The organism is Amycolatopsis acidicola (genome assembly GCF_007713735.2).
Classification (GTDB): domain Bacteria; phylum Actinomycetota; class Actinomycetes; order Mycobacteriales; family Pseudonocardiaceae; genus Amycolatopsis_E; species Amycolatopsis_E acidicola.
Window position 1 is genome coordinate 1 of record NZ_VMNW02000105.1, and the last position, 21,429, is coordinate 21,429.

Below are 21,429 nucleotides of genomic sequence, written 5' to 3' on the forward strand. Positions count from 1 at the left end.
CCCCGAAGGCCAGCCGCAAGAGCCCCGCCGCACCCAGTGGCATGAACCTCGCCGCGCGACGAGTCAACCGACGAGTCAACCGACGAGTCAACCGGCGAATGGCGACTTACTTAACCGGTAGACTCGGGTCGTGCAGGGAGACGGCGGGACCCACCGCAGACCGCGCAACCGCGCCGAGTTGATCGTGCTCGCGGGCGCGGAACTGTTCTGCGCCCGCGGCTACCACAACGTCGGCGTGAACGACATCGCCGACGCGGTCGGCATCACGGGACCCGCCATCTACCGGCACTTCCGCACCAAACAGGAGATCCTCGCCGGAGCGATCCTCCGGCTGTCCGACGACGCCGCGGAAACCGTCCAGGCCCGCACGGCGGGACAAGGCCCACCCGGCCGCAAACTCGAGGAAGCGCTTTCCGGCCTCCTCGACCTCGCCCTCAACCGGCGCGGGGCCGGGCGCCTCTACCAATGGGAAGGCCGCCACCTGGCCGCCGCCGACCAGCGCGAACTGGCCCGCCGCGCCACCGACCTCGTGACCCGCCTGCGCGCCCTGCTGCGCGCGGAACGCCCCGAACTGTCCAAACAGGACGCCGGAATGCTCGTCCGCGCCGCGCTCAGCGTCGTCGCCAGCCCGGCGACCCACCGCGCGACACTCCCGCCCGCGAAAGCCCACGCCACGCTCCGCGACTGTGCCCGCTCGATCCTCGCCGCCGGTGAACTTCCACCCCCGGGCCGGAAAAACCCACCCGAAGGATCGCCCGACGTCCTGCCCCGCCGCGAGCGGCTGATCACCGAATCGGTCCGGCTCTTCCGCGAGCGCGGCTACCACCAGGTCAGCATGGGCGAAATCGGCGCCGCCGCGGGCATCAACGGGTCCAGTGTGTACAAACACTTCACCAGCAAGGCCGAACTCCTCGCCGCCGCCTGCTACCGCGCGGCCGCCCGGCTCGAGGTCGCCACGGCGGACGCCTTCACCGGCGCGGAATCCCACGCGCAGGCGCTGGGCCAGCTGATCGACTCCTACGTCCGCCTCACCGTCGCCCAATCCGACCTCGTCGCGGTGTACGTCGCCGAGGAAGCCAACCTCACCCCGGAAGACAAGCACGCCCTGCGCCTCGCCCAGCGCCGCCACATCGACATCTGGGCCGAGCTCGTCGCGGACACCTGCGGCGGCGAAACCCCGGCACAGACAAGGTTCCGCGTGCACGCCGCGCTCAACGTGATCGCCGACCTCGCCGCCCGCTGGCCCGCGGACGCCGGCGCCGGCCCCCGCGTCGCCACCCTCGTGCGGGCGATGCTCCTGCCACAGACTCCTGGCACTGGGCGCGCCCCGCTGTTACAGTCCTCCGCAGGCGATTGACCATTAACTTAGTGTCGCCGCTCGCCGCACCAGCGCCGGTAGGAGGTGGGCATGACTTCCGCGACCACCGAACGCGGGCCGCTCGGCCGCGCCGTGTTCGAAGCCGGGGACCTCCTCGCGTTCTCCTGGTACACCCTGCGTGCCCTGGTCACCGCTCTCGCCAAGGGAAAACTGCCGCTGCGCGAGACGATCACGCAGCTGTGGTTCATGGCCTCGGTCACCACGGTCCCCGCGATCCTCGTGATGATCCCGTTCGGCGTCGCGGTCGCGCTCAACGTCGGATCACTGGCCGCCCAGATCGGCGCCGACGCCTACGGCGGCGCGATCGTCGCGTTCCTCATCATCGGGCAGGCCGCGCCACTGGTGTGCGCGCTGATGATCGCCGGTGTCGGCGGCTCGGCGATCACCGCCGACCTCGGCGCCCGCAAGATCCGCGAGGAGATCGACGCGCTCGAAGTGATGGGCGTGTCCACGATCTCCCGGCTGGTCGTCCCGCGCGTACTCGCCGCGGTGGCGGTGACGGTACTGCTCGGCGCGCTCGTCATGGTGGTCGGAATCGGCGCCAGCCTCGCGTTCCACGTCTACGTTCTGGACGGCACGCCGGGCAGTTTCCTCGGCACGCTCACCCAGTTCGCGTCGGTGAGCGACTTCGTCTCAGCCGAGCTGAAGGCCGCGATCTTCGGCCTGCTCGCCGCGCTCGTCGCCGGCTACAAAGGACTGACGGTGAAAGCGGGCCCGCAGGGCGTCGGCAACGCCGTCAACGAAGCCGTGGTGCTCGCCTTCATCGTGGTCTTCCTCGCGAACGCGGTGATCAGCCAGCTGTTCGGGCTGATCGTGCCCGCGAAGGGGGAGTACTGATGGCCGTGCTGCCCGGCGCCAGGCTGGTGCGGTCCGCCGGCCGCGGCGGAATCGACGGCCTCGCCTCGCTCGGCACGCAGTTCCTGTTCTACCTCAAGGCGATGTTCGCGATCCCGCGCACGCTGAAACGCTACTGGCGGCACGTGCTGCGCCTGACCGGCGAAATCAGTTTCGGCTCGGGCGCGCTGCTCGCGGGCGGTGGCACCGTCGGCGTCATCTTCGCGATGTCGTTCGTCTCGGGCACCCAGGTCGGGATCGAAGGCTTCCGCGGGCTCGACCTCGTCGGCCTGTCCCCGCTGGCCGGGGTGATGTCCGCCGTCGCGAACACCCGCGAGCTCGCGCCGGTGGTGGCCAGCATCGCGCTGGCGACCAAGGTCGGCACCGGGTTCACCGCCCAGCTGGGCGCGATGCGGATCTCCGACGAGGTGGACGCGCTCGAGGCGATCAGCGTCCCGCCGGTCCCGTTCCTGGTCACCACCAGGATGATCGCCGCGTTCATCGCCGTGGTGCCGCTGTATCTGGTGGGACTGTTCGGTTCCTACGTCGCCACCGGCATCACCGTCGTCAACCTGAACGGCCAGTCGCAGGGCACCTACGACTACTACTTCACCCTGTTCCTCCCGCCACAGGACGTGCTCTACTCCTTGCTGAAGGCCGTGTTCTTCGCGGGAATCATCACGCTCGTCCACTGCTACTACGGGTTCTTCGCCCGCGGCGGCCCCGAAGGCGTCGGCCGCGCCGCCGGACGCGCGCTGCGCGCCAGCATCGTGCTGATCATGTCGGCCGACGTCCTGCTGACCATCCTGATGTGGGGCGTGCACCAGACACTGCCCGGGATGAGCCCGCAATGACCCGGCTCCGCCTGGCGCTGGCCGGACTGCTCGGGGTGGCGGTCCTGCTCGCCGCGTCCGTGTCCGCCATCGCCTACCGCAGCGGGGTTTTCGGCGCAGGGCCCGAACTCACGCTGGTGGTGCCCGCATCGGCGGGGCCGCTGCGGCCGCAATCGCCGGTGCAGTACCGGGGGATCGTCGTCGGCACGGTCAGCGAGGTCGAGGCCGGCACCGGCGAGTCGAAGCTGACCCTCGAAATCTCCGGCGACTCGCTGGCGAAGATCCCGGCCGCGGTCAAGGCGCGCCTCCTGCCGCGCACCCTGTTCGGCGATCAGTACGTGGACCTGGTCGCGCCCGACGACCAGCTCGCTCCCGGGCTGCGCGCGGGCGGCACCATCCCGCACGACGACAGCGCGCCGACAGCCCAGCTCTACACCACGGCCACCCGGCTGTACGACCTGATCTCCGCGCTGCACCCGGCCGAGCTTTCCGCCGCGCTCGGCGCGGTCGCGGACACCCTGCGCGGCAAGGGAAACCAGATCGGCGACCTGATCGATAGCGCCCACGACCTCGCCGGTGACACGAAACCGCTGACCGACCAGCTGCTGAAAGCGCTTCCCGGCGTCGCCACCCTGACCGACCAGCTCGCCGCGAGCGCGCCGGATCTGTTCGCCACACTGGACAACGCGGTCGCCCTGTCCGGAACGCTGGTGGCGCACAAGGAAGACCTGCGCCGCCTGCTCGCCGCGGGCATCGATACGGCCTCCACCACGGAATCCCTGCTGGTGGACAACTCCGACCGCGTCATCCGGCTCGTGCGGAACGCGTCCCCGCTGGTGGGCACGATCAGCTCGCATCCCGGCGCGCTCACGTCCACAGTGGACAACCTGGGCAACCTGCTGGACGCCGTCACGCGCGCGTTCCAACACGGCCCCTGGGTGGCGATCAAAGCGCCGCTCACCCTCGACAACCCGTACCCGTACACGGCCGCGGACTGCCCCCGCTACGGCGATCTCGCCGGGCCCAACTGCACCTCGCAAACCCCCGCCCAGCCGCGGCAAACCCCGCAGCCGCAACAACAGACGGCAGGCGGCACGGTCGGCCCTGTCGGCAGCGACACCGAAAAGAACGAGATCGACCAGCTGATCGGGCCCCAGCAGCAGGCGCCGTCCTCGCCCGATCTGCTGACCGTCCTCTTCGGACCGTTGCTGCGCGGCGCGACGGTGGTGAGCGGCGGATGAGGCGTTCCCTGATCGTCACCGGCCTCAAGCTCACCGTGTTCGTGGTGGTCTCGGTGCTCGCCGGGGTCATGGTGGTCAACACGCTCACCAAACCGCTGCCTGGCAGGAACACCGAGTACAGCGGCGTTTTCACCGACGCCGCCGGGCTCGTCACCGGCGCGGACGTGCTGATGGGCGGCGTGCGCGTCGGCCGGGTGGACGAGGTGCGCATCGAGGACGGCCGCGCGCTGGTCACTTTCGCGGTGGAGGACGGCCAGCCCGTGCCGGCCGACGCGCGCCTGGCCATCCGCTACGCCGACCTGCTCGGCGGCCGCACGCTCACCGTGCTGCCCGGCGCCCCCGGCAGCCCGGAACTGGCGCCCGGCGCGGTGATCCCGCTGGAGCGCACCCAGCCCGCGATCGATCTGACCTTGCTGCTCAACGGTTTCCGGCCGCTGTTCGAGTCGATCCAGCCCGCGCAGGTCAACCAGCTGGCGGGGGAGATCATCGGCATCTTCCAGGGCCAGGGCGGCACGGTGGCCGATCTGCTCACGCATACGGTCTCGCTGACCCAGGATCTGGCTTCACGCAGGCAGGTTCTTTCTGGGGTACTGTCCAATTTGAACTCGCTGGTCGATTTCACGCTCACCCACCGCGCGGACTTCCAGCAGCTCATCGAGTCGCTGAACACGCTGGTCACCGGCCTGGCCGAGGATCGAGGCCAGCTCGCCGACGCGATCGACGCCGGGACCGCGCTCGCGAACACCCTCTCCGAGGCCGTCGACAAGGTGCACCCGGAGATCCAGCCGCTGCTGAACTCGCTGACCGCGGCCACCGGCACCGTCACCCGGAACGAAAACGCGCTCAGCGACGCGCTTTCCCGCGCCCCGGCGCTGCTGGCCAACCTCGACCGGACGCTGGACTACGGGTCGTGGGTCAACATCTACGTCTGCAATCTCCAGCTGGACACCGGCCTGCTCGGCCAGGTGAACCTCGACGGCGGCCCGCATTCGGAGGTGTGCCGGTGAACTGGGGAGGGAAGAACCCGCTGCGGACCGGCGCGCTGGCCGCCGCGGTCGCGCTCGTCCTCGTGGCGGCCGCCGTGCTCGCGCCGAATGCCTGGTTCAAGGCCAGGACCGACGATTTCCACGCCCAGCTGGCCAACGCGAGCGGTCTCCAGCAGGACGACCCTGTCTACGTGGCCGGGGTCCCCGCCGGCCGGGTCACCGGGATCGGGCTGGCCGGGGACCGGGTCGACGTGGCGTTCCGGCTCGACTCCGGCGTCGGCCTCGGCAGTACGTCACGGGCCGAGGTCAAGCTGATGACCGTGCTCGGCCGCCGGTATCTGGCCGTGGAACCCAGTGGCCCCGGGCGAATGCGCGCGGGGGACACGATCCCGCTGGAGCGCACCTCGGTGCCGTACCTGCTCGACGACCTCGGCAGGCAGGCCGAGCAGACCACCCAGGACCTCGATCTCGGCCGGCTCCGGCAGATGATGCAGACCCTCGTGCAGACCGTCCCCGACGATCCGGCGCAGCTGGGCCAGGCGCTCGACGGCGTCACCGCGGTCACCGGGATGATCTCCGGCAACAGCGGCCAGATCACCCAGCTGCTGGACGGCACCCAGCAGCTCACCGACACCTTGCTCGCCCAGCAGAACACGCTGGTTTCCTTGCTGGGCAACGCCGATCTCGTGCTGAAGACCCTCATGGACCGCCGCACCGCCATCACCCAGCTGATCGACGACGTGTCCGCGCTGACCACCACCGCGTCCCAGCTCCTGCACGACGACGGCCCGCAGCTGGACTCCCTGCTCGACCAGCTGCACGGGATCACCGGCACGCTCACCGCGAACTCGCAGAACCTGGGCGCCGCGATCGACAAGCTCGCGCCGACCGCGCGTTATCTCGCCAACGCCACCGGCAACGGCGACTGGGCGGACGTCTCGGGCCCGGCCGGACCGTTGCCCGACAACGTGTTGTGCCTGGCCGGACTGGCGAAGGGGTGCAAATGAAGTACCGGATCGTCGTCGTGATCGTCGTCGCGGGCCTGCTCGTGGCGGGCGGGCTGTGGTACTTCCGGCCGAAGCCCACGCTCGCGTTCTCCGCCGACTTCACCCAGGCGGACGGCGTCTACCCCGGCAACAAGGTGACCATCCTGGGCGTGCCGGTCGGCACCGTCACCGCCGTTGAACCGCGCGGCGCCACGGTGCGCGTCAGCATGGCACTGCCCGCCGACACGAAAATCCCGGACAACGCGCAGGCATGGATCGCCGCGCCGTCGGTGATCAGCGAGAAGAACGTCGAACTGACCCCGGCCTACCGCGGCGGCGGACTGCTGGCCGGCGGTGCCGTGATCCCCGCGGAACGCACGCATTCCCCGCTGAGCTGGGATTCCCTGATGTCCTCTGTGGACACGTTGCTGACGGCACTCGGCTCGGACGGCGGAGCGACGGGGAAGGTGCTCCACGCCGGCGCGACCCTGCTGGACGGCAACGGCGCGAAGGTGCGCGACGCGCTGCGGAACATCTCTCAGGCCTCCGGCGTACTCACGTCGAACGGCGACGACACGACGAAGCTGCTCAGTTCGTTGCAGCAGCTGGTCCAGCTCATCACCGACAACAAATCCACTGTGGACAGCGTGACCACCTCGGTCACCCAGGCCGCGCAACTGTTCGCCGGTCAGCGCGACCAGATCGCCGACACCATCGACCGGCTTTCCGGGCTGCTCACGCAGGTGAGCGACCTGGTCGACCGGCACGGCGCGCCGCTCACCGCTGACCTGCAACAGCTTTCCCAGCTCTCCAGCACGATTCTGGCGCACCAGCAGGCTTTGACCGAGGTACTCGACACCGCGCCCCTGGCGTTCGGCAACTTCGACCGCGCCGTCACCCCCGACCACCGGCTGCGGATCCGGCTCGACCTTTCCACGAACCTCTCGCAGGTCCCGCTCACCCAGGACCTGTGCGCGAGGTTCCCGATCCCGTTGTGCAACGGGCCGGGCATCGTCAACCCGGTCCCCATCCCGCCGGACGTCACCCAGGCGCTCGGGATCGACTCCGTGCTCGGCGGTGGGAAATGAAGGCGCGCGTCGCCGCGGTGCTGGCCACCGCCACCGTCCTCAGTGGATGCTCGCTGAGCTTCCAGGACGTCCCGGTCGGCCGCGCGCCGGAGGGCGAGAGCTACCACCTCACCCTCGTGTTCCAGGACGCGTCGAACCTGCCGATCGGCGGGAAGGTCCAGCTCGGCCAGGCCGTCGTCGGGCGGGTGAGTGAGTTGCGCGCCAAGGACTTCCAGGCCCAGGTGACCATCGCCGTGCGGCAGGACGTCCGGCTGCCCGCCGGTACCAAGGCACAGCTGCAGGTCACGTCGGCGCTGGGGGAGGAGTTCATCGCGCTCGAACCGGGCAGCGGGCAGGGCACTCTCGCCGACGGGGCGGTGATCGGCCTTGCGGACACGTCACGCGGGCCCTCGGTCGAGGATCTGCTCGCGGCCGCCGGGACCGTCCTCAACGGCGCCGGGATCGACCAGCTGCGGACGATCGTCACCGAGACCAACACCGCGCTCGGCGGCCGCGAGCAGGAGGTCCGCGACCTGCTGACCAGGCTCGACAGCCTGCTCGCTTCGGTCGACGCGCACCGCGGCGAGCTCACCCGCACGATCGACTCGGTCAGCGCGCTGACCACGACCGTGAACAACGAGCGCGCGACGCTGGAGGCCGGGCTCACCCGGATCACGCCCGCGCTTCAGGTGATCATCGATCAGCGCGGCACCCTCGACGACCTCTTCGGCCGCGTCGGCTCGCTCAGCCGGGTCACCCAGAACGTGCTCGGCAAGACCGAGGACCAGGTGCTCACCCTGACCCGGCAGGTGCGGCCGCTGCTCGACGAGGTCGGCGGGCTGAACGACTCACTCGGCCACGCGCTGGCGGGGATCGCGCCGTTCCAGCAACGCCTCGCGGCGGCCGTCCCCGGCGACTACCTGAACCTCGACGGGACCGTCGACGTGCCGAACACGCTGCTGCCGCTGCTCACCGGACAGCCGCCGCCCGCGCCCGGTTCGGAGCCGGAACCGGTGACCCTGCAAGACTTCCTGGCGAAGGGGACGCGATGAGCGGCCGCGGGCTGACGAGGTCCACGCTGATCCAGCTGGCGCTCTTCCTGGTGGTCGCGGTCGCGTGCACGGCGTATGTGACCACGCGGGTGCTGGCGGCGAACCCGCTCGGCGGCAGCTATCTGGTCCACGTGCGGATGGCCGACACCGGCGGGCTCACGCCGACGTCGGCGGTGACCTACCGCGGGGTCGCGGTCGGCACGGTGGAGGCCACCCGGTTCGAGCCCGGGGTCGCCGGGGTGGAGCTGGATCTGCGGCTGCACAACGGGATCCCGATCCCCGCGTCGAGCCGCGCGGTGGTGCGGATGCCGAACCCGATCGCGATCCAGAGCCTCGACCTGCAGCCCGAGGGCGACGAACCGCCGTATCTCGCCGACGGCAGCCTGATCCCCAGCGAGCGGACCAGCAGGCCGGTCCCGCTGGAGACGCTCCTCGTGCATTTCGCCCAGGTCGCCGATTCGGTGCACACCGAGGATATCGCGAAACTGGCCGACGAGCTCTCCACGGCGCTTTCCGGCAGTAAGTCCAGTTTGGACACCCTGCTCGCGAACGCTGGCCCGTTGCTGGATCTCGTGCGGCAGAACCAGCCGGCGCTGCTGAACCTCGCCGGCAACGCGCAGAAACTCGCCGGCGAAGGCAGCACACTCCGGCAGACAGCGGCGTCGATGCGCCAGCTCACCGATCAGCTGCGTGGCGTCACCCCGGCCGCGGAGCACCTCCTGACCGATGGCCCGCCGCTGCTGGAGAAGATCGTGCCGGTCCTGCAACAGGCGCAGCCCTCGGTGTCCACGTTGCTGTCGAATCTCGTGACCACCAGCCAAATCCTCGTCAGCCGTGACGCGGCGCTGAACGAGCTGCTGGTGGCGATGCCGGACAGTCTCGGTTCCCTGGCGAGCATCGAGCACGACGGGGTGGCGAACTTCTACCTCGTCATCAGCCAGGGGCCCGCCTGCTACTACGGCACGCAACGGCGCCCGGCGACCGACGCCGGTGCCCGCGAGGCGCAGCTGTCGTGGACCTGTGACGGCCATCAGCCGAACCTGCAGCAACGCGGCGCGGCCAATGCACCGAGGCCGGTCGCGGTCACGACGTACGACACGACGACCGGTGAGTCGAGCGCGGCGGACGGCTCACCCGTGCAGGTCGGCTCGACCGGCGGGCAGGCGGGCGTGCTCGGCCCGCGGTCGTGGTATTCGCTGTTTCTGCAAGGCGCGCAAGGAAAGGGGACACCCTGATGCCCGACCGGACGATGACGAAGCCGTCTCCCGTGCCCCGGCCCAAGGTCGAGGAGGAGCCTGTCGCGGAAACCGAAGAGAGTCCACAACGGACTGTGTGGAGCCGGTTTCGGCGGTTGCTGCGGGTGAAGGTGCTGGCGCCGGTGGTGGTCTTCTGCCTCGTCGCCGGCGGCGCGGTGTTCGCCTGGCTGCAGATCAGCCACTACCAGGCACAGGACGACGCGCGAGCGTCCGCTTTGGACGCCGGAAAACGGTACGCCGCCGACATTTCGACCTACGACTACCACAGCCCGAACGCGAACCTGGACCAGGTCGTCGCGCACGCGACGGACAAGTTCGCCGCCGACTACCGCAACGCCTCGGCGTCGCTGATGCAGCTGATCCAGCAGTACCAGGCGACTTCGGAGGGCAAGGTGCTGGACGCGGCCGTCACCGAGTCCGACGCTCAGCACGCCGTCGTGCTCGCCTTCGTCGACCAGACCATCCACAACACCAACCTGAAGGACCCGCGCATCGACCGCAGCCGGATGCGCCTTTCACTGGTCCAGACCGGTGGCGAGTGGCGGCTGGACGAGGTCACGCTGCTTTGAGCCGCCGCGAGCGGTACCAGACGTTCAGCCAGGCCAGGAAACGGAAATGCGCGTTGCGCACCGAAGCGGGCAGTGGATTCCCCACTGCACGGACGATCCGGCGCAGCCGGTCGAACCGACGCTGCTGCTCGTCCGTCCACTCCAGACCGAGCCGCTCCCGCAGCGCGGGCGGAAGAGTGGCCACCAGGAGGAAACGCTGGAACCGCCGCAGCGAAGCCCAGAACGGGAGCGGGACGGGCGGCCGCACGGAGTCGATCGTCTCCAGTAACTGGTCGATCGTCCCGTTGGGGCCGAACGAATCGACCATCTCGTCGTAGTACCGGCAGAATCCGTCCCACGACGGCGGGAGGTCCTTGTCCCGGAGGCCCAGCATCCGGCCCACCTCGGTCATCTGGGCGTAGTAGACGTCCAGCTCCGCGCGCGGGATCGGGCGGCCGTAGAACTCCTGCGCGTCCACCGGCAGCCGCACGAGGGTGGCGTGTACCCATGCATACGCTTGCGGGTCGAGCGCCGAGTAGCGTTTCCCGTCCTCGCGGACACCGGTGAACTTCTTGTGCAGCGCCCGCAACCGCCGCGCCTCGTAAGCCGCGCCGTCGGGGCCGCCGTAGATGTAGATCGACAAGGAGGCGCCGGTGCGCATCAGCCGGGTCCACGGGTCCGCCACGTAGTCGGAGTGGTCCTTCACCCCGGCGGCGACCACCGGATGCGCGACCTGCAGCACGAGCACCTGCGCGGCCAGCAGCCCGGTCCGGAAGTCCCCGAAATAGCGCCAGGCCGGGGTGCCGCGCTCCATGTCGCGCCTCTCACCATTGTGGACGGTCGGATCCCCGCGGCACGAGGACGAACGGGTACTCGCCGGGCGTGGCGGACATCCGCACCTGATCGGTCACGCCCTGGTAGGCGCCGAGCGGGGTCTGCGCGGTGAACGTCTCGGGGTCGAGGTACGCGTGCTCCTCGCCGCGCCCGGCGATCTCCGTCGCGTAGCCCTTGTCGAACACGCCCATGCTCAGGATCCACAGCGCGGCCCGCGTGAGCGAGACGTGCACCTTGTAGCTGCCGCCTTCGGTCGCGCGACGGGCGAGCGCCTCGACGATGCCGGCCGTCATCAGCCACGAGACGATGTAGTCGTTCACGACGAGGATCGGCGGCAGCGCCGGTGTCACGCCGTCGCCTTCGAGGTGCATCATGCCGACGAGGCTGCCCGCCGTCTGGTCGAAGCCGACGCGTCCCGCCCACGGGCCGCGCTCGCCGTTCAGCGAGGCCGTCGCGTACACGATGCCGGGACGCGCTTGTGCCGCCTCTTCCGACGACAGCCCGATGCTGCTGAGGTAGCCGGGCCTGCGGTTGGCGTAGAACACGTCCGCGCCTTTCAGCAGCGCGGAAACCTTGTCCCCGTGGCGGTACGGGTCGACGGTGGCCGAGCGGACCCCGACGTTCGCCGTGACGTACGTGACGTCGTGCTCGATTTCGTTGGGGCGCCACAGGTTCAGCACGTCCGCGCCGTGGAGGGCGAGCGCGCGCAGGCCACTGAGTGGCTGAGCCACTCCGCCACCGAGTGGCTCAGCCTCTGAGTCACCGATCCTCGTGATCTCGATCAGCGGCATGTCCGCGAACGCTTCGCGGTAGTGCCGCTCGGCGAGCAGCTCCTCGGCCGTGCGCAGCATCGGCATCACCGCGCCCGCGTCGGCCGCCGCCTCCTCCAGGTCCAGTCCCTGCCACCGGGCGATCGCGGTGGCGACGGACTCTCTGCTGTCCGGGACCCCGAGCAGGCTCTGCGCCGCGACCTTGATCTTCGGGTACGGGTTGAGCGGCATCATCCAACGGTCGTCGGCCGTGCGGTAGAACGAGAACCCGAGCGCCTGGCCCGGGTTCGCCGGCGAACCGGCCGGATATCCGTTGAGCAGCTCCCATTTCCGGTCGTAGAACGGGCACAGCCGGTGCGGCGCGACCCGCAGATCCACCGCGATGTCCTGGCCCTCGCCGCCGCGTACCCGCCACAGCTTCGCGATGGCCGCGGACTTGGCGGCCAGCGCGATCGCGGCCGCGCCGCCGAGGCGCAGCGTGCTGGGCACGACGGGGTCGGCGCCGGTGAACGTGACCTCGCCGCCGGTGTCGGCCGGGCTCATCCCGATCCCGCCGAGCACTTCGGTGAACTCGGCGCGCGGGTCGAACTCGTCGTGGGTGAGCGGGTTCGCGGCCGCCTTGGCGACCCGGTCAGTCAGCGTCATCGAGCAGCTCCTCCGGCACGGCCACGTGTTTCGCGCGCAGATATTCGCCGACCGCCTTGCCCACCTGGTCCACCCGCAGGTTCGACGACCCGCCGGTGCCGAGCAGCCCGCGCAGCACGAAATGCACCGCGCGCAGCGCCGGGAACTCGTGCCGGACGATCTCCAGGTCCTTCACCTCGGGCAGCAGCCTGCGAAGCTCCATTGTGGACAGAGTGCCGCGCAGCCAGTGCCAGGCGCGGTCGTCACGCACCCACACGCCGACGTTGGAGTTGCCGCCCTTGTCCCCGCTGCGGGCGTAGGCGACCGTGCCCAGCGGAACCCGGCGGGTGCGGCCGGTGGCCGGCGCCTCGCGTGGCTCGGGGTGTACCGGCTGCGCCGCGAGCGCGGTTTCGGCGGGCGGCTCGATGTCGAGCGTGCGGCCGTCGCCGAGCACGGCCTGATGCGCGAGCGCGGACATCGGCAGCAGGGCCGGCCAGTAGTCGATCCGGGGCCTCGGGGTGGCGGTCAGGGGGCCGCCGCCGTCGTGGAAGAAGCCCGGAATGCTTTGCAGGTAAAGGCTTCCCAGCCGTTTCGCGAGGTTCAGCTCGACGAGCGGCGCACGCTCGGCGGCCGCCGCCATCACCCGCACCGGGACAGTGGCTTCCCACTGCGTCTCGGGATCTTCCGCCGCCTTGCCCAGCGGCGTGATGTCCAGTTCGACGCCCTCGGGCAGATCCTTCCCGATCTGCGCGCGCAGCAGAGCGACCTTCGCGTCCACGTCGGGCGCGGTGGCGTACACGGTGTTCATGATCGTGAACCCGAGCTGCCCGAACACCGCGACCTTGGTGGTCGGCGGCGGGGGAGAGCCCGTCACGCCGGTCAGCGCGACCCTGTCCGCACCCGCGGCCGCCAGGCGCAGGGTGTCCAGGTGCACCGTGACGTCCGGGTTGAGATAGCGCGGGCCCTGGATCTCGTAGACCAGCTGCGCGGTCACCGTGTCGACCGTGACCTGGCCGCCGTCGCGCGCGTGCTTGGTGATCACGCTGCTGCCGTCCGCCGCGATCTCCGCGATCGGGAAGCCGGGGGTGAGCAGGTCGGCGATCTTGGTGAACCCGGAGAAGTTCCCGCCCACCGCCTGCGGGCCGCATTCGATGATGTGCCCGGCGGCGACGGCACCGGCGAGCGCGTCCCAGTCCTCCCGGCCCCAGCCGTGCCACCACGCCGCGGGCCCGGCGGTCAGCGAGGCGTCGGTCACGCGCCCGCACACCACGATGTCGGCGCCCTCGGCGAGCGCCGCCGCCACGCCCCAGCCGCCGAGATAGGCGTTCGCCGCCATCGGCGTGACGCCCCAGGAGTCCAGCGGGCGCCCGGTGTCGAGGTTCTCCAGCTGGTGCCCGGCGGCGGCGAATTCGCCGAGCCTTGACACGACGTTGTCGCCCTCGACGTGCGCGATGTGCAGGTGGGGCGCGAGTTCGCGCAGCGCGGCGGCGAGCCCGGCCGGGTGGAAGCCGCCCGCGTTGGTGACCACCTTGAGGCCGCGGTCGCCGATCGCCTCCAGATGCGGGGCGATCTGGTCGAGGAAGTACTCGACGTACCCGCGCGAGGGGTCCTTGCGGTAGCGGGCGGCCAGCGCGGCCAGGGTGATTTCGGCGAGGTAGTCCCCGGCCAGCACGTCCACCGGGTCCCCGGCCATCGCCTCGTCCAGCGCGGTGTAGCGGTCTCCCAGATAGCCGGAGAAGTTCGCGATGCGGATCGGTCGGGCCATCGTCGGCACCTCCTCGTCCCGGAGTTTACTAAACGATCGCTAAGCCCGGCACCGTCAGCGGCCACGCGGTTTCTTCGTGGCCCCGACCGTGGACAGCGCTATGTCGACGTACTTCGCCGCCAGCTTCTCCGGGCGCAGCGGGCCGTCGTCGCGGTACCAGGTGGCGACCGACTGGCACATCCCCAGCAGCGCCCGCGCCGTCTCGGCCACGTCGGCCACCACGAACACCTTCGCCCGCACGCCGTCGGCGATGATGTCGGTGAGCAGCCGCTCGATCCGCTTGCGGGTGGCCGCGTAGTGCTTGCGGTTGGCGGGCTGCAGGTAGCGCAGCTCCGAATCCAGCGCCGCCAGCCGCACCCGGTGCGTCATGTGCAGCACCACGGCCTCGACCACGTTCGCGAACCGCTGCTCCGGTTTCCCGCCGCCCTCGCCGGCGGCCGCGAACGCCCGGCTCGCCACGTCGTTGGTGGCGGTCTCCAGCAGGGCGACGAGGATCGCTTCCTTGTTCTCGTAGTAGTAGTACAACGCCGGCACGGTGACCCCGACGCGGCGCGCGATGTCCCGCACCGCGGTGCCGTGGAAGCCCTGCTCGTAGAAGGCGTTGAGCGCGTGCGTCAGGATCGGGGACAGCTCCAGCGGCTCGTAGCTGCGCCACTGCTGGCCGGTCGTTTCGGTCGCCATCACGTGCCCGCCCTGCGAAAAATCGGATTCCGGAAGTCCACACGCTACACCCCCGCCGCCCTTTACCTACCGCTCGCTAAGGCTCAGGCGAGTTTCGAGACCTGGACGAAGATGGCGGTGCACTGCTCGACCAGCCCGGCCTCGTCGACCTTCAGCGTGCCGTCCAGCCAGGAGGTGAGCGCCTGGGCGAGCCCGCCGACCAGGACCTGCGCGAGCAGTTCCAGCCGCGGCCCGTGGTCGATCCGGTAGAACTCGCTGGCCTGCAGCCCCAGCAGGTGCACGAACCAGCGGGTGGACTCGACGCGCCGCGGCGCGAGCACCGTTGCGCTCAGCGCGGGGGAGAAGAGCAGCCTGCCGCGGCGCGGGTCCTCGGCGATCCGGCGGACGAGATTGCCCAGCCCCGCCTTGGTCTTCGCGCGCGCGTCGTCCGGCGCGGCCTGGACCGCTTCGAGCGTGGTCGCCGCGATCTCGCCGACGACGTGGTCGTAGACCGCGACGGCGAGCGCGTCCCGGTCGGCGAAGTTTTCGTAGAAGTACCGCGCCGCCAGGTTCGCCTCCCGGCAGACCCCGCGCACGGTCAGCTCCTGCGGGCCCTCGGCGGAACCGAGCAGGCGCAGTCCGGCCTCGATCAGCTGGGCGCGCCGCCCCGCTTGGCGGTCCTCGCCCGCGACGCCCCCGTACGTGCGCAGCGGTGTCGTTTCCATGCCGACCATCTTGACATCCCGGGCGCCGCGGCACAGCATATCTGCTAACGGTCGTGTTCAGATTGGAGCCGTGATGCGGAGCGACGACCTGATGCTGGGGGCCGGGCTGCTGGCCGGGTCCGCCAACGTGATCATGCAGCTGGGGCATCCGGCGGTGGGTTACGGCGTGTACGAAAGCCGGGTGGAGAACGGGCGCCTGTTCGACCATCCGGTCAAACGGACCCGCACCACGCTCACCTATCTCGCGGTCGCCACGATGGGCAGCGAAGAAGAGCGCAAGGCCTACCGGCGCGCGGTCGGCAAACAGCATGCGCAGGTGCGCTCCACCGGATCGAGCCCGGTGAAGTACAACGCGCTCGACCCCGGGCTGCAGCTGTGGGTGGCGGCCTGCCTCTACCGCGGCGTCGAGGACATCTACCGCGTGTTCGCGGGCGGGATCGACCCGGAGATCGCCGAGGAGGTCTACCAGGCCTGCTCGCGGCTGGGCACCACGCTGCAGGTGCGCGAGGACATGTGGCCCGCGGACCGGGAAGCCTTCGAGAAGTACTGGACGAACGCGCTCGACGAGGTCGTCATCGACGACACCATCCGGGCGCACCTGATGGACATCACGACGATGAAGTTCCTGCCCCGCCCCGTCTCGACGGCGATGGGCGGGTTCAACACCTTCGTCACCACCGGGTTCCTGCCCGAGCGGTTCCGCGAGGAGATGAAGCTGCCGTGGTCCGCGCAAAAGCAGCGCAGCTTCGACCGGCTGATGCGGCGGATCGGCGCGGTGACGCTGCGCTCACCGCGGGTGCTGCGCGAATTCCCGTACAACGCCTACATGTGGGACCTGCGCCGCCGCATCGCCAGCGGCAGGCCGCTGGTCTGACGATCACTCGAAGCGCGTGGGATCTCCCGCGCCGTACCGGACGATTTCCGGCTCGCCGCCGGAGAAATCGACCACCGTGGTCGGCTCCGTGCCGCAGTCCCCGGAGTCGATCACCGCGTCGAGCACGTGATCGAGTTCGTCCTTGATCTCCCAGCCCTGGGTGAGCGGCTCCTCCTGGCCGGGCAGCAGCAGCGTGCTCGAAACGATCGGCTCGCCCAGCTCCGCCAGCAGCGCCTGCGCCACGACGTGGTCCGGGATCCGCACGCCGACGGTCTTCTTCTTCGGGTGCTGCAGCAGCCGCGGCACCTCCTTGGTGGCGGGCAGGATGAACGTGTAGCTGCCCGGCGTGGCGGACTTGATCGCGCGGAACACCGAGTTGTTGACCAGCACGAACTGGCCCAGCTGGGAGAAGTCGCGGCACACCAGGGTGAAGTGGTGCTTCTCGTCGAGCTGGCGGATCGACTTGATCCGGCCGATGCCGTCCTTGGTGCCCAGTTGGCAGCCGAGCGCGAAACAGGAGTCCGTGGGGTAGGCGATGAGGCCGCCCTCGCGCACCAGCCCGACCACCTGGTCGATGGAGCGCTTCTGCGGGTTCTCCGGATGCACGTCGAAGTACTTGGCCATGCGGGGAGCTTAGGGTGGCCCGGCGGGGCACGCCGGGCCACCCGTTCGCTTCAGCAGTTGCCCGTGAACGCCTGCCCGGCGAAGCGGCGGCCGAACCAGGTGATCACGTCGTTCACCGCCGCGCCGTCGGCGAGCAGATGCTCGGCGAGGTAGGTGTTCCACTGCGTCGGGACACCCGCCTGGCAGTAGGCCTGGCGCGTGCTGTCCTCGGTGGCCGCCGGGATCACCTCGTCCAGCAGGCCGCGGTACTGCAGCACGGGGAAGCCGATCGGGTACTTCGCGCCCGAGGGCGCCGTCCCGATGCCCACCCCGAGCTTCTGCTCGTCCACGACCTCGCCCCACGTGCGGCCGTCGGTGCCCTTGAGCGCGTAGATCTCGTCGAGCGTCAGCTTGTCCGTCGTGTAGCCGGAGATGTCGGCGAAGGCGAAGCCGAGGATCGTGCCGTAGAGGCAGTTCTTCTTGACGTTCGTCACCGCGGTCCGTCCGGTGTCGTTGAGCAGCGAGTCGAACGGCATCTTCGGATACGCCGTGCTCAGCCCGATCACCGCGTCGGCGAGGAAACCGGCGAAGGCGCTGCCGTTGAGCGCGGCCGCGGTCACCTTGAGATCACCGGGAACCCCGCCCGACGCCACCCCGGCGATGGTGAGATCCGGCGCGTAGGACGACGCGAGCTGCGCGGCCCACAGCGACGCGGCGCCGCCCTCGGAATAGCCCCAGATCCCGACTTCGGTACCCGCGGACAAACCCGCGCCGGGCACCTGGAACGCGGTGCGCGCGCCGTCGAGCAACGCGTGCGCCGCGTTCGCGCCGACGACGTAGGTGTGCGTCTGCCCGTCGAGATAACCGACTCCGTCGGTCGCCGCGACCGCGTATCCGGCTTTCAGCGCGGCCGCGATATTGTCGCCCTCGTATTCGTCCTGATAGGCGCCCGCGAGCTGTTTCGAGAACGCGCATTGCGGGCCGAGTCCGAGCGTGCCCGGATTGAAGGCGACGACCGGGCGGGTCCCCGTTCCGGTCCACGCGGCGGTCGGCACGGCGATCGTTCCGGACACCGCGATTCTGTTCCCCGCGACATCGGTAGAGGCGTACTGCACCTTCCACGCCTTCATCGGGATCGAACCCGGAACTTCCTTCAGCGTCACGGGTTCGCAGGCGAGCAGGGTGCCGGGCGCGGCAGTAACGCTCGACGGCGGAGTGTAGATCGCGGCGTCGGCCGCAGTGCAGGAAACCGCGGCGGCACTGGCCGCCGGCACGATTCCCGCGGCCGCGGCGAAAGCGGCCACGGCGGTCAGCAAAGCGAAAGATCGTCCTTTCACCGGATGCTCCCTTTCGGTCGGGTCCATAACCGGCCGCGGCTGTTTCGTGAAGGTAACCTACCGGCGAGTAGGTGGCTATCGCCGGAACGGAATTTGTGTCGCGGGACCGAATACCGGGGCTTCCGGTTTTCGCGCCGGTGAGCACGGCACGATTCAGACGGCGGCCTCCGCCGCCTGGCACAGTCCATTGGGGAATAGGGGCAGGCCGGGCTCGCCGGCTGGGGCCGCGCGTTTCAGGACGGCAGGTGCCCGTTCCGCGACACCATTCTCGCCGCGATGTCGCGGATCTTGCTGTTGCTCTCCTGGGAAAGCTTGCGCAGCAGCAGGAACGCCTCGTCCGGGCCGCACTGGTACTGCGCCATCAGCATGCCCTTCGCCTGCTCGATGGCCGCCCGGGTGTCCAGCGCCTGCCGCAGGTTCTCCGCCTCCTCGGCCAGGTCCTCGCTCGCCGTGCGCTCCCGCAGCGCGGCGATCGTGAGCAGCCGGGGCGGGCGTGGATCCTCCCCGGTGGCCGGCTCGTCCAGGAACGGGCGCAGCGCCGTCACGTCCTCGACGTGGTGCAGCACCCCGGCGAGCCTGCCGTCGGGATGGCGGATGGGGGAGTTGACCGGGAGCCAGTACTTCTCCACGAACTCGCCGCCGGGACCGGGGACGTCGTAGCGCTGCAACGGCATGTGGTGCCGCCGTTTCCGCTTGAGCACGCGCTCCAGCGACCGGCGCAGGTTGGCGACCCCATCGGCCCCGGGGTCGTCCGGGTTGTCGGGGAACGCCCGGAAAATGGGCTCGCCCAGCAGATCCGGGCCCGCGCGCCCCGTCGCGGCCAGGTAGGCCGGGTTGACCGCGCGGATCGTCAGCGCGGTATCCAGCACCAGATACGGGGAGACGGTGGCCCGGAACACCGCGTCGTCCTGAATGGCGCGGAACACTGAGAAGTCCGAACGGGATGGACGGCTCATCCGCTGAGCGTAAACGCGCGCGCGGGGAAACGTAAGGGGTCAGCCGCCCGCCTTGGCGTTGGCCAGTGCCTGTTTCGCGAGCTCGTCGCCGCGCGACGCGGCCCGCTCGTACCACATGGTGCCTTCGGCGAGGTTGCCCCGATGCCAGTGCAGGGCGCCGAGGTTGACCTCCGCGGGCAGGTGCCCGGCGCCGAGCGCCTGGTGGTACCACCGCTCGGCCTCGGTGTACTCGCCGTGCTCCTGCAGGATCGCGCCGAGGTTGAGCATCGCCTCGGGCAGGCCGTGGTCGGCGGCGCGCCGGTACCACGCCTCGGCGTCCTCGGTGCGGCCACGTTGTTCCAGCAGCACGGCCAGCCCGAACTCCGCGACCTTCCCGTCCTCCGCGGTCGCGGCGCGCCGGAACCACGTCTCGGCGGCATCGAGATCTCCTTGGGACCACAGGCTTCTGGCCAGTTCCAGCGCCGCATCGGTATCGCCCTCCTCGGCCGCCACGCGGCGCAGCTCCTGCACGTCTTCCCGCGGCACGCCCACGTTCTCCGTCTGCGACAACAGGCCCAGCAGCCGCACCGCCGCCGGGTCCCCGGCCAGCGCCACCCGCCGCAGCAGCTCGCCGCCGCGTTTGCGGTCGCCGTGCAGGATTTCCAGCACCGCCTCCTTGCGCACCCCGGCGAGATCACCGGCGGCCGAAGCCTGCCGGTACGCCGCGCGGGCGTGCTCGATGCGGCCGGTCTGCGCGAACAGGCCGCCGAGGTTGGTCAGCCCCTTGGTGTCCCCGGCCAGCGCCGCGCGCCGGTACCACCGCTCGGCGCCCTCGACGTCCTGGCGCGCTTCGGCCATCGCGCCGAGCGCGGACATCGCCCAGCTGTTGCCCGCTTCGGCCGCCCGCAGGTACCAGCCCTCGGCCGCGGCGTCGTCATCGCTCACTTGCGCCGCCCAGCCCAGGTTGTACATCGCGAACGGGTCGTTGCCCGCCGCCAGGACCGTCCACAGCCTGCTCGCCTCCGCCACGTGGCCGTGCCGTGCCGCGGCCCCGGCGATCCGGAACATCTGGTCCACCGAAAGTCCTTGCGTGCCCAGCAACCGCTGCCACACCTGCTCGGGGATGGCGTCCCCGGCGGCCTCCGCGGCGTCCACCAGGTAGTCGAAGGCGACGTAGTACCCGGCGTCCACGGGCCGCAGCGCGCGGGCGGCCCCGCGCACCGGTTCGGTCGCCCAGGCCAGCGCGGCGCCGAGGTCGGTCTCCCCGAACTGGCTCCGGTACGGCTCGGACAGGTACACGGTGTGCAGCTCCGCCAGCCAGTCCAGCGGAACGGGGTCCAGGTATCCCGCGCGCCGCAGGTCGACGGCGCCGCTGACCAGCGCCGCGCCCGGCTCGTGCCCGGCCGTCCGCCAGCGCTGCACGGCGGCCGGGGCCGCGGCCAGCTGCTCGGCGAGCCCGGCGTCGCCGTCGAGTGCCTCGGCGATCCGCGGATCGCCGCGAAACCGTTGCGCCACCGCCGTTTCCGCCTGGTCCAGGCGACGGCCGAGCAGGACCGGCGCGGACAGCATCCGGCCGGTCTTGTCCGTGTCGATCGCGCGGCGCGCGCCCGTGCGCAGGGTGGCCAGCAGGACGACGTCGGGCCTGCCCGGCGGGCACAACGCGCCGAGCAGCCCGTCGTCGAGGCTGTCGGTGGAGAGGTAGCGGTCCAGGTCGTCCAGCCACAGCACGGTTTCGGTGAGCCCGGTGCTGGTGGACGCCAATGTGCGCAGCGCGGCGGTGTCGCGGGGGATCAGGAGCGTGCGCCAGCCGAGCCGGGAAGCGTTGCGCCGCACCGCTTCGTAGGCCGAACGGGTCTTGCCCGAGGCCGAATCCCCTTGCAGCACCACGAGACCGCCCTTGGCGAGCGCCCGGTCCAGCTGGGCGTCCGCGGTGCGCGGCACGTACGGCGGCAGTGGCTCACCGTCGGGGAGCTGCCACGCGGGGTGCACGCCGAGCCGCAACGGGTCGAGGCCGTCCAGCGGGACGAGCTGGATCGCCCCGCCGTCGCGCAGGGTCCGGATGACGCTGTTGTCCGCGGCGGCGGCGACACGCCTCCTCCGGCGTTCGAACAGCGGCACCGG

The 21,429-nt window shown here is 70.6% G+C and carries 20 protein-coding genes; 11 read left to right on the plus strand and 9 right to left on the minus strand.

The genetic code is table 11. The features are described from left to right. Positions 1-130 precede the first annotated feature (130 nt). The 10 genes from FPZ12_RS39480 to FPZ12_RS39525 are packed head-to-tail and all read left to right on the plus strand — an operon-like array spanning position 131 to position 10,202. Complete coding sequence (locus FPZ12_RS39480; RefSeq protein WP_144756080.1) at positions 131-1,357, plus strand: TetR/AcrR family transcriptional regulator; 1,227 nt, start codon at positions 131-133, stop codon at positions 1,355-1,357. Positions 1,358-1,408: 51 nt separating this feature from the next. After that, a complete protein-coding gene (locus FPZ12_RS39485; protein ID WP_144756083.1) occupies positions 1,409-2,215 on the plus strand; it encodes an MlaE family ABC transporter permease in 807 nt (268 codons plus the stop codon). Beyond that, a complete protein-coding gene (locus tag FPZ12_RS39490) occupies positions 2,215-3,066 on the plus strand; it encodes an MlaE family ABC transporter permease (RefSeq protein WP_144756086.1) in 852 nt (283 codons plus the stop codon). The genes FPZ12_RS39485 and FPZ12_RS39490 overlap by 1 nt, the downstream gene beginning before the upstream one ends. Then, positions 3,063-4,286, plus strand: a complete 1,224-nt coding sequence (locus tag FPZ12_RS39495) for an MCE family protein (RefSeq protein WP_144756089.1) — start codon at positions 3,063-3,065, stop codon at positions 4,284-4,286. The genes FPZ12_RS39490 and FPZ12_RS39495 overlap by 4 nt, the downstream gene beginning before the upstream one ends. Beyond that, positions 4,283-5,293 carry an MCE family protein gene (locus FPZ12_RS39500; RefSeq protein ID WP_144756093.1) on the plus strand — a complete coding sequence of 337 codons (1,011 nt, stop codon included), beginning with the start codon at positions 4,283-4,285 and terminating at the stop codon, positions 5,291-5,293. The genes FPZ12_RS39495 and FPZ12_RS39500 overlap by 4 nt, the downstream gene beginning before the upstream one ends. Then, complete coding sequence (locus tag FPZ12_RS39505; protein ID WP_243770264.1) at positions 5,290-6,279, plus strand: MCE family protein; 990 nt, start codon at positions 5,290-5,292, stop codon at positions 6,277-6,279. The genes FPZ12_RS39500 and FPZ12_RS39505 overlap by 4 nt, the downstream gene beginning before the upstream one ends. Further along, entirely contained in the window at positions 6,276-7,346 is a 1,071-nt protein-coding gene (locus tag FPZ12_RS39510) for an MCE family protein (RefSeq protein ID WP_144756099.1), read from the plus strand. Before FPZ12_RS39505 ends, FPZ12_RS39510 begins: the two co-directional genes overlap by 4 nt. After that, a complete protein-coding gene (locus FPZ12_RS39515) occupies positions 7,343-8,377 on the plus strand; it encodes an MCE family protein (protein ID WP_144756102.1) in 1,035 nt (344 codons plus the stop codon). The genes FPZ12_RS39510 and FPZ12_RS39515 overlap by 4 nt, the downstream gene beginning before the upstream one ends. After that, positions 8,374-9,612 (plus strand): MlaD family protein, encoded by a 1,239-nt coding sequence (locus FPZ12_RS39520; protein ID WP_144756105.1) that lies wholly within the window; start codon positions 8,374-8,376, stop codon positions 9,610-9,612. The genes FPZ12_RS39515 and FPZ12_RS39520 overlap by 4 nt, the downstream gene beginning before the upstream one ends. Continuing rightward, positions 9,612-10,202, plus strand: a complete 591-nt coding sequence (locus tag FPZ12_RS39525) for a hypothetical protein (protein WP_144756107.1) — start codon at positions 9,612-9,614, stop codon at positions 10,200-10,202. Before FPZ12_RS39520 ends, FPZ12_RS39525 begins: the two co-directional genes overlap by 1 nt. On the opposite strand, the gene FPZ12_RS39530 is transcribed toward FPZ12_RS39525, so the two are convergent. The 5 genes from FPZ12_RS39530 to FPZ12_RS39550 all read right to left on the minus strand — a co-directional run bounded on the left by FPZ12_RS39530 (position 10,189) and on the right by FPZ12_RS39550 (position 15,559). Then, positions 10,189-10,995: an oxygenase MpaB family protein gene (locus FPZ12_RS39530; protein ID WP_144756109.1), complete on the minus strand. Its 807-nt coding sequence runs from the start codon at positions 10,993-10,995 to the stop codon at positions 10,189-10,191. The two genes, FPZ12_RS39525 and FPZ12_RS39530, sit on opposite strands and share 14 nt — an antisense overlap. 10 nt (positions 10,996-11,005) lie before the next feature. Beyond that, positions 11,006-12,430: a CoA transferase gene (locus FPZ12_RS39535; protein WP_150980713.1), complete on the minus strand. Its 1,425-nt coding sequence runs from the start codon at positions 12,428-12,430 to the stop codon at positions 11,006-11,008. Continuing rightward, positions 12,417-14,174, minus strand: a complete 1,758-nt coding sequence (locus FPZ12_RS39540; RefSeq protein ID WP_144756112.1) for an acyclic terpene utilization AtuA family protein — start codon at positions 14,172-14,174, stop codon at positions 12,417-12,419. The genes FPZ12_RS39535 and FPZ12_RS39540 overlap by 14 nt, the downstream gene beginning before the upstream one ends. A 54-nt stretch (positions 14,175-14,228) precedes the next feature. Next, positions 14,229-14,855 (minus strand): TetR/AcrR family transcriptional regulator, encoded by a 627-nt coding sequence (locus FPZ12_RS39545; protein WP_144756113.1) that lies wholly within the window; start codon positions 14,853-14,855, stop codon positions 14,229-14,231. An 83-nt stretch (positions 14,856-14,938) separates the two neighbouring features. Next, entirely contained in the window at positions 14,939-15,559 is a 621-nt protein-coding gene (locus FPZ12_RS39550) for a TetR/AcrR family transcriptional regulator (protein ID WP_144756116.1), read from the minus strand. Between the two features lie 73 nt (positions 15,560-15,632). Here FPZ12_RS39550 and FPZ12_RS39555 point away from each other — a divergent pair, with 73 nt between their 5' ends. After that, entirely contained in the window at positions 15,633-16,433 is an 801-nt protein-coding gene (locus FPZ12_RS39555; RefSeq protein WP_144756119.1) for an oxygenase MpaB family protein, read from the plus strand. A gap of 3 nt (positions 16,434-16,436) precedes the next feature. On the opposite strand, the gene FPZ12_RS39560 is transcribed toward FPZ12_RS39555, so the two are convergent. The 4 genes from FPZ12_RS39560 to FPZ12_RS39575 all read right to left on the minus strand — a co-directional run bounded on the left by FPZ12_RS39560 (position 16,437) and on the right by FPZ12_RS39575 (position 21,426). Then, positions 16,437-17,057, minus strand: a complete 621-nt coding sequence (locus FPZ12_RS39560) for an L-threonylcarbamoyladenylate synthase (RefSeq protein WP_144756122.1) — start codon at positions 17,055-17,057, stop codon at positions 16,437-16,439. A gap of 50 nt (positions 17,058-17,107) precedes the next feature. After that, complete coding sequence (locus FPZ12_RS39565) at positions 17,108-18,373, minus strand: lipase family protein (RefSeq protein WP_243770265.1); 1,266 nt, start codon at positions 18,371-18,373, stop codon at positions 17,108-17,110. A 233-nt stretch (positions 18,374-18,606) separates the two neighbouring features. Continuing rightward, on the minus strand, positions 18,607-19,329 hold the full coding sequence (locus tag FPZ12_RS39570; RefSeq protein ID WP_144756127.1) for an ANTAR domain-containing protein: 723 nt from the start codon (positions 19,327-19,329) through the stop codon (positions 18,607-18,609). Positions 19,330-19,368: 39 nt separating this feature from the next. Then, positions 19,369-21,426 carry a tetratricopeptide repeat protein gene (locus tag FPZ12_RS39575; RefSeq protein WP_144756130.1) on the minus strand — a complete coding sequence of 686 codons (2,058 nt, stop codon included), beginning with the start codon at positions 21,424-21,426 and terminating at the stop codon, positions 19,369-19,371. Positions 21,427-21,429: the final 3 nt, after the last annotated feature.

What these genes read in the sequence shown, in the direction of transcription:
- FPZ12_RS39520 (WP_144756105.1), top strand. Translation starts at nt 8,374, where the DNA reads ATGAGCGGCCGCGGGCTGACGAGGTCCACGCTGATCCAGCTGGCGCTC.
- FPZ12_RS39500 (WP_144756093.1), top strand. Translation starts at nt 4,283, where the DNA reads ATGAGGCGTTCCCTGATCGTCACCGGCCTCAAGCTCACCGTGTTCGTG.
- FPZ12_RS39495 (WP_144756089.1), top strand. Translation starts at nt 3,063, where the DNA reads ATGACCCGGCTCCGCCTGGCGCTGGCCGGACTGCTCGGGGTGGCGGTC.
- FPZ12_RS39560 (WP_144756122.1), bottom strand. Translation starts at nt 17,057, where the DNA reads ATGGCCAAGTACTTCGACGTGCATCCGGAGAACCCGCAGAAGCGCTCC.
- FPZ12_RS39530 (WP_144756109.1), bottom strand. Translation starts at nt 10,995, where the DNA reads ATGGAGCGCGGCACCCCGGCCTGGCGCTATTTCGGGGACTTCCGGACC.
- FPZ12_RS39540 (WP_144756112.1), bottom strand. Translation starts at nt 14,174, where the DNA reads ATGGCCCGACCGATCCGCATCGCGAACTTCTCCGGCTATCTGGGAGAC.
- FPZ12_RS39525 (WP_144756107.1), top strand. Translation starts at nt 9,612, where the DNA reads ATGCCCGACCGGACGATGACGAAGCCGTCTCCCGTGCCCCGGCCCAAG.
- FPZ12_RS39510 (WP_144756099.1), top strand. Translation starts at nt 6,276, where the DNA reads ATGAAGTACCGGATCGTCGTCGTGATCGTCGTCGCGGGCCTGCTCGTG.
- FPZ12_RS39490 (WP_144756086.1), top strand. Translation starts at nt 2,215, where the DNA reads ATGGCCGTGCTGCCCGGCGCCAGGCTGGTGCGGTCCGCCGGCCGCGGC.
- FPZ12_RS39550 (WP_144756116.1), bottom strand. Translation starts at nt 15,559, where the DNA reads ATGGAAACGACACCGCTGCGCACGTACGGGGGCGTCGCGGGCGAGGAC.
- FPZ12_RS39570 (WP_144756127.1), bottom strand. Translation starts at nt 19,329, where the DNA reads ATGAGCCGTCCATCCCGTTCGGACTTCTCAGTGTTCCGCGCCATTCAG.
- FPZ12_RS39485 (WP_144756083.1), top strand. Translation starts at nt 1,409, where the DNA reads ATGACTTCCGCGACCACCGAACGCGGGCCGCTCGGCCGCGCCGTGTTC.
- FPZ12_RS39515 (WP_144756102.1), top strand. Translation starts at nt 7,343, where the DNA reads ATGAAGGCGCGCGTCGCCGCGGTGCTGGCCACCGCCACCGTCCTCAGT.
- FPZ12_RS39555 (WP_144756119.1), top strand. Translation starts at nt 15,633, where the DNA reads ATGCGGAGCGACGACCTGATGCTGGGGGCCGGGCTGCTGGCCGGGTCC.
- FPZ12_RS39535 (WP_150980713.1), bottom strand. Translation starts at nt 12,430, where the DNA reads ATGACGCTGACTGACCGGGTCGCCAAGGCGGCCGCGAACCCGCTCACC.
- FPZ12_RS39545 (WP_144756113.1), bottom strand. Translation starts at nt 14,855, where the DNA reads ATGGCGACCGAAACGACCGGCCAGCAGTGGCGCAGCTACGAGCCGCTG.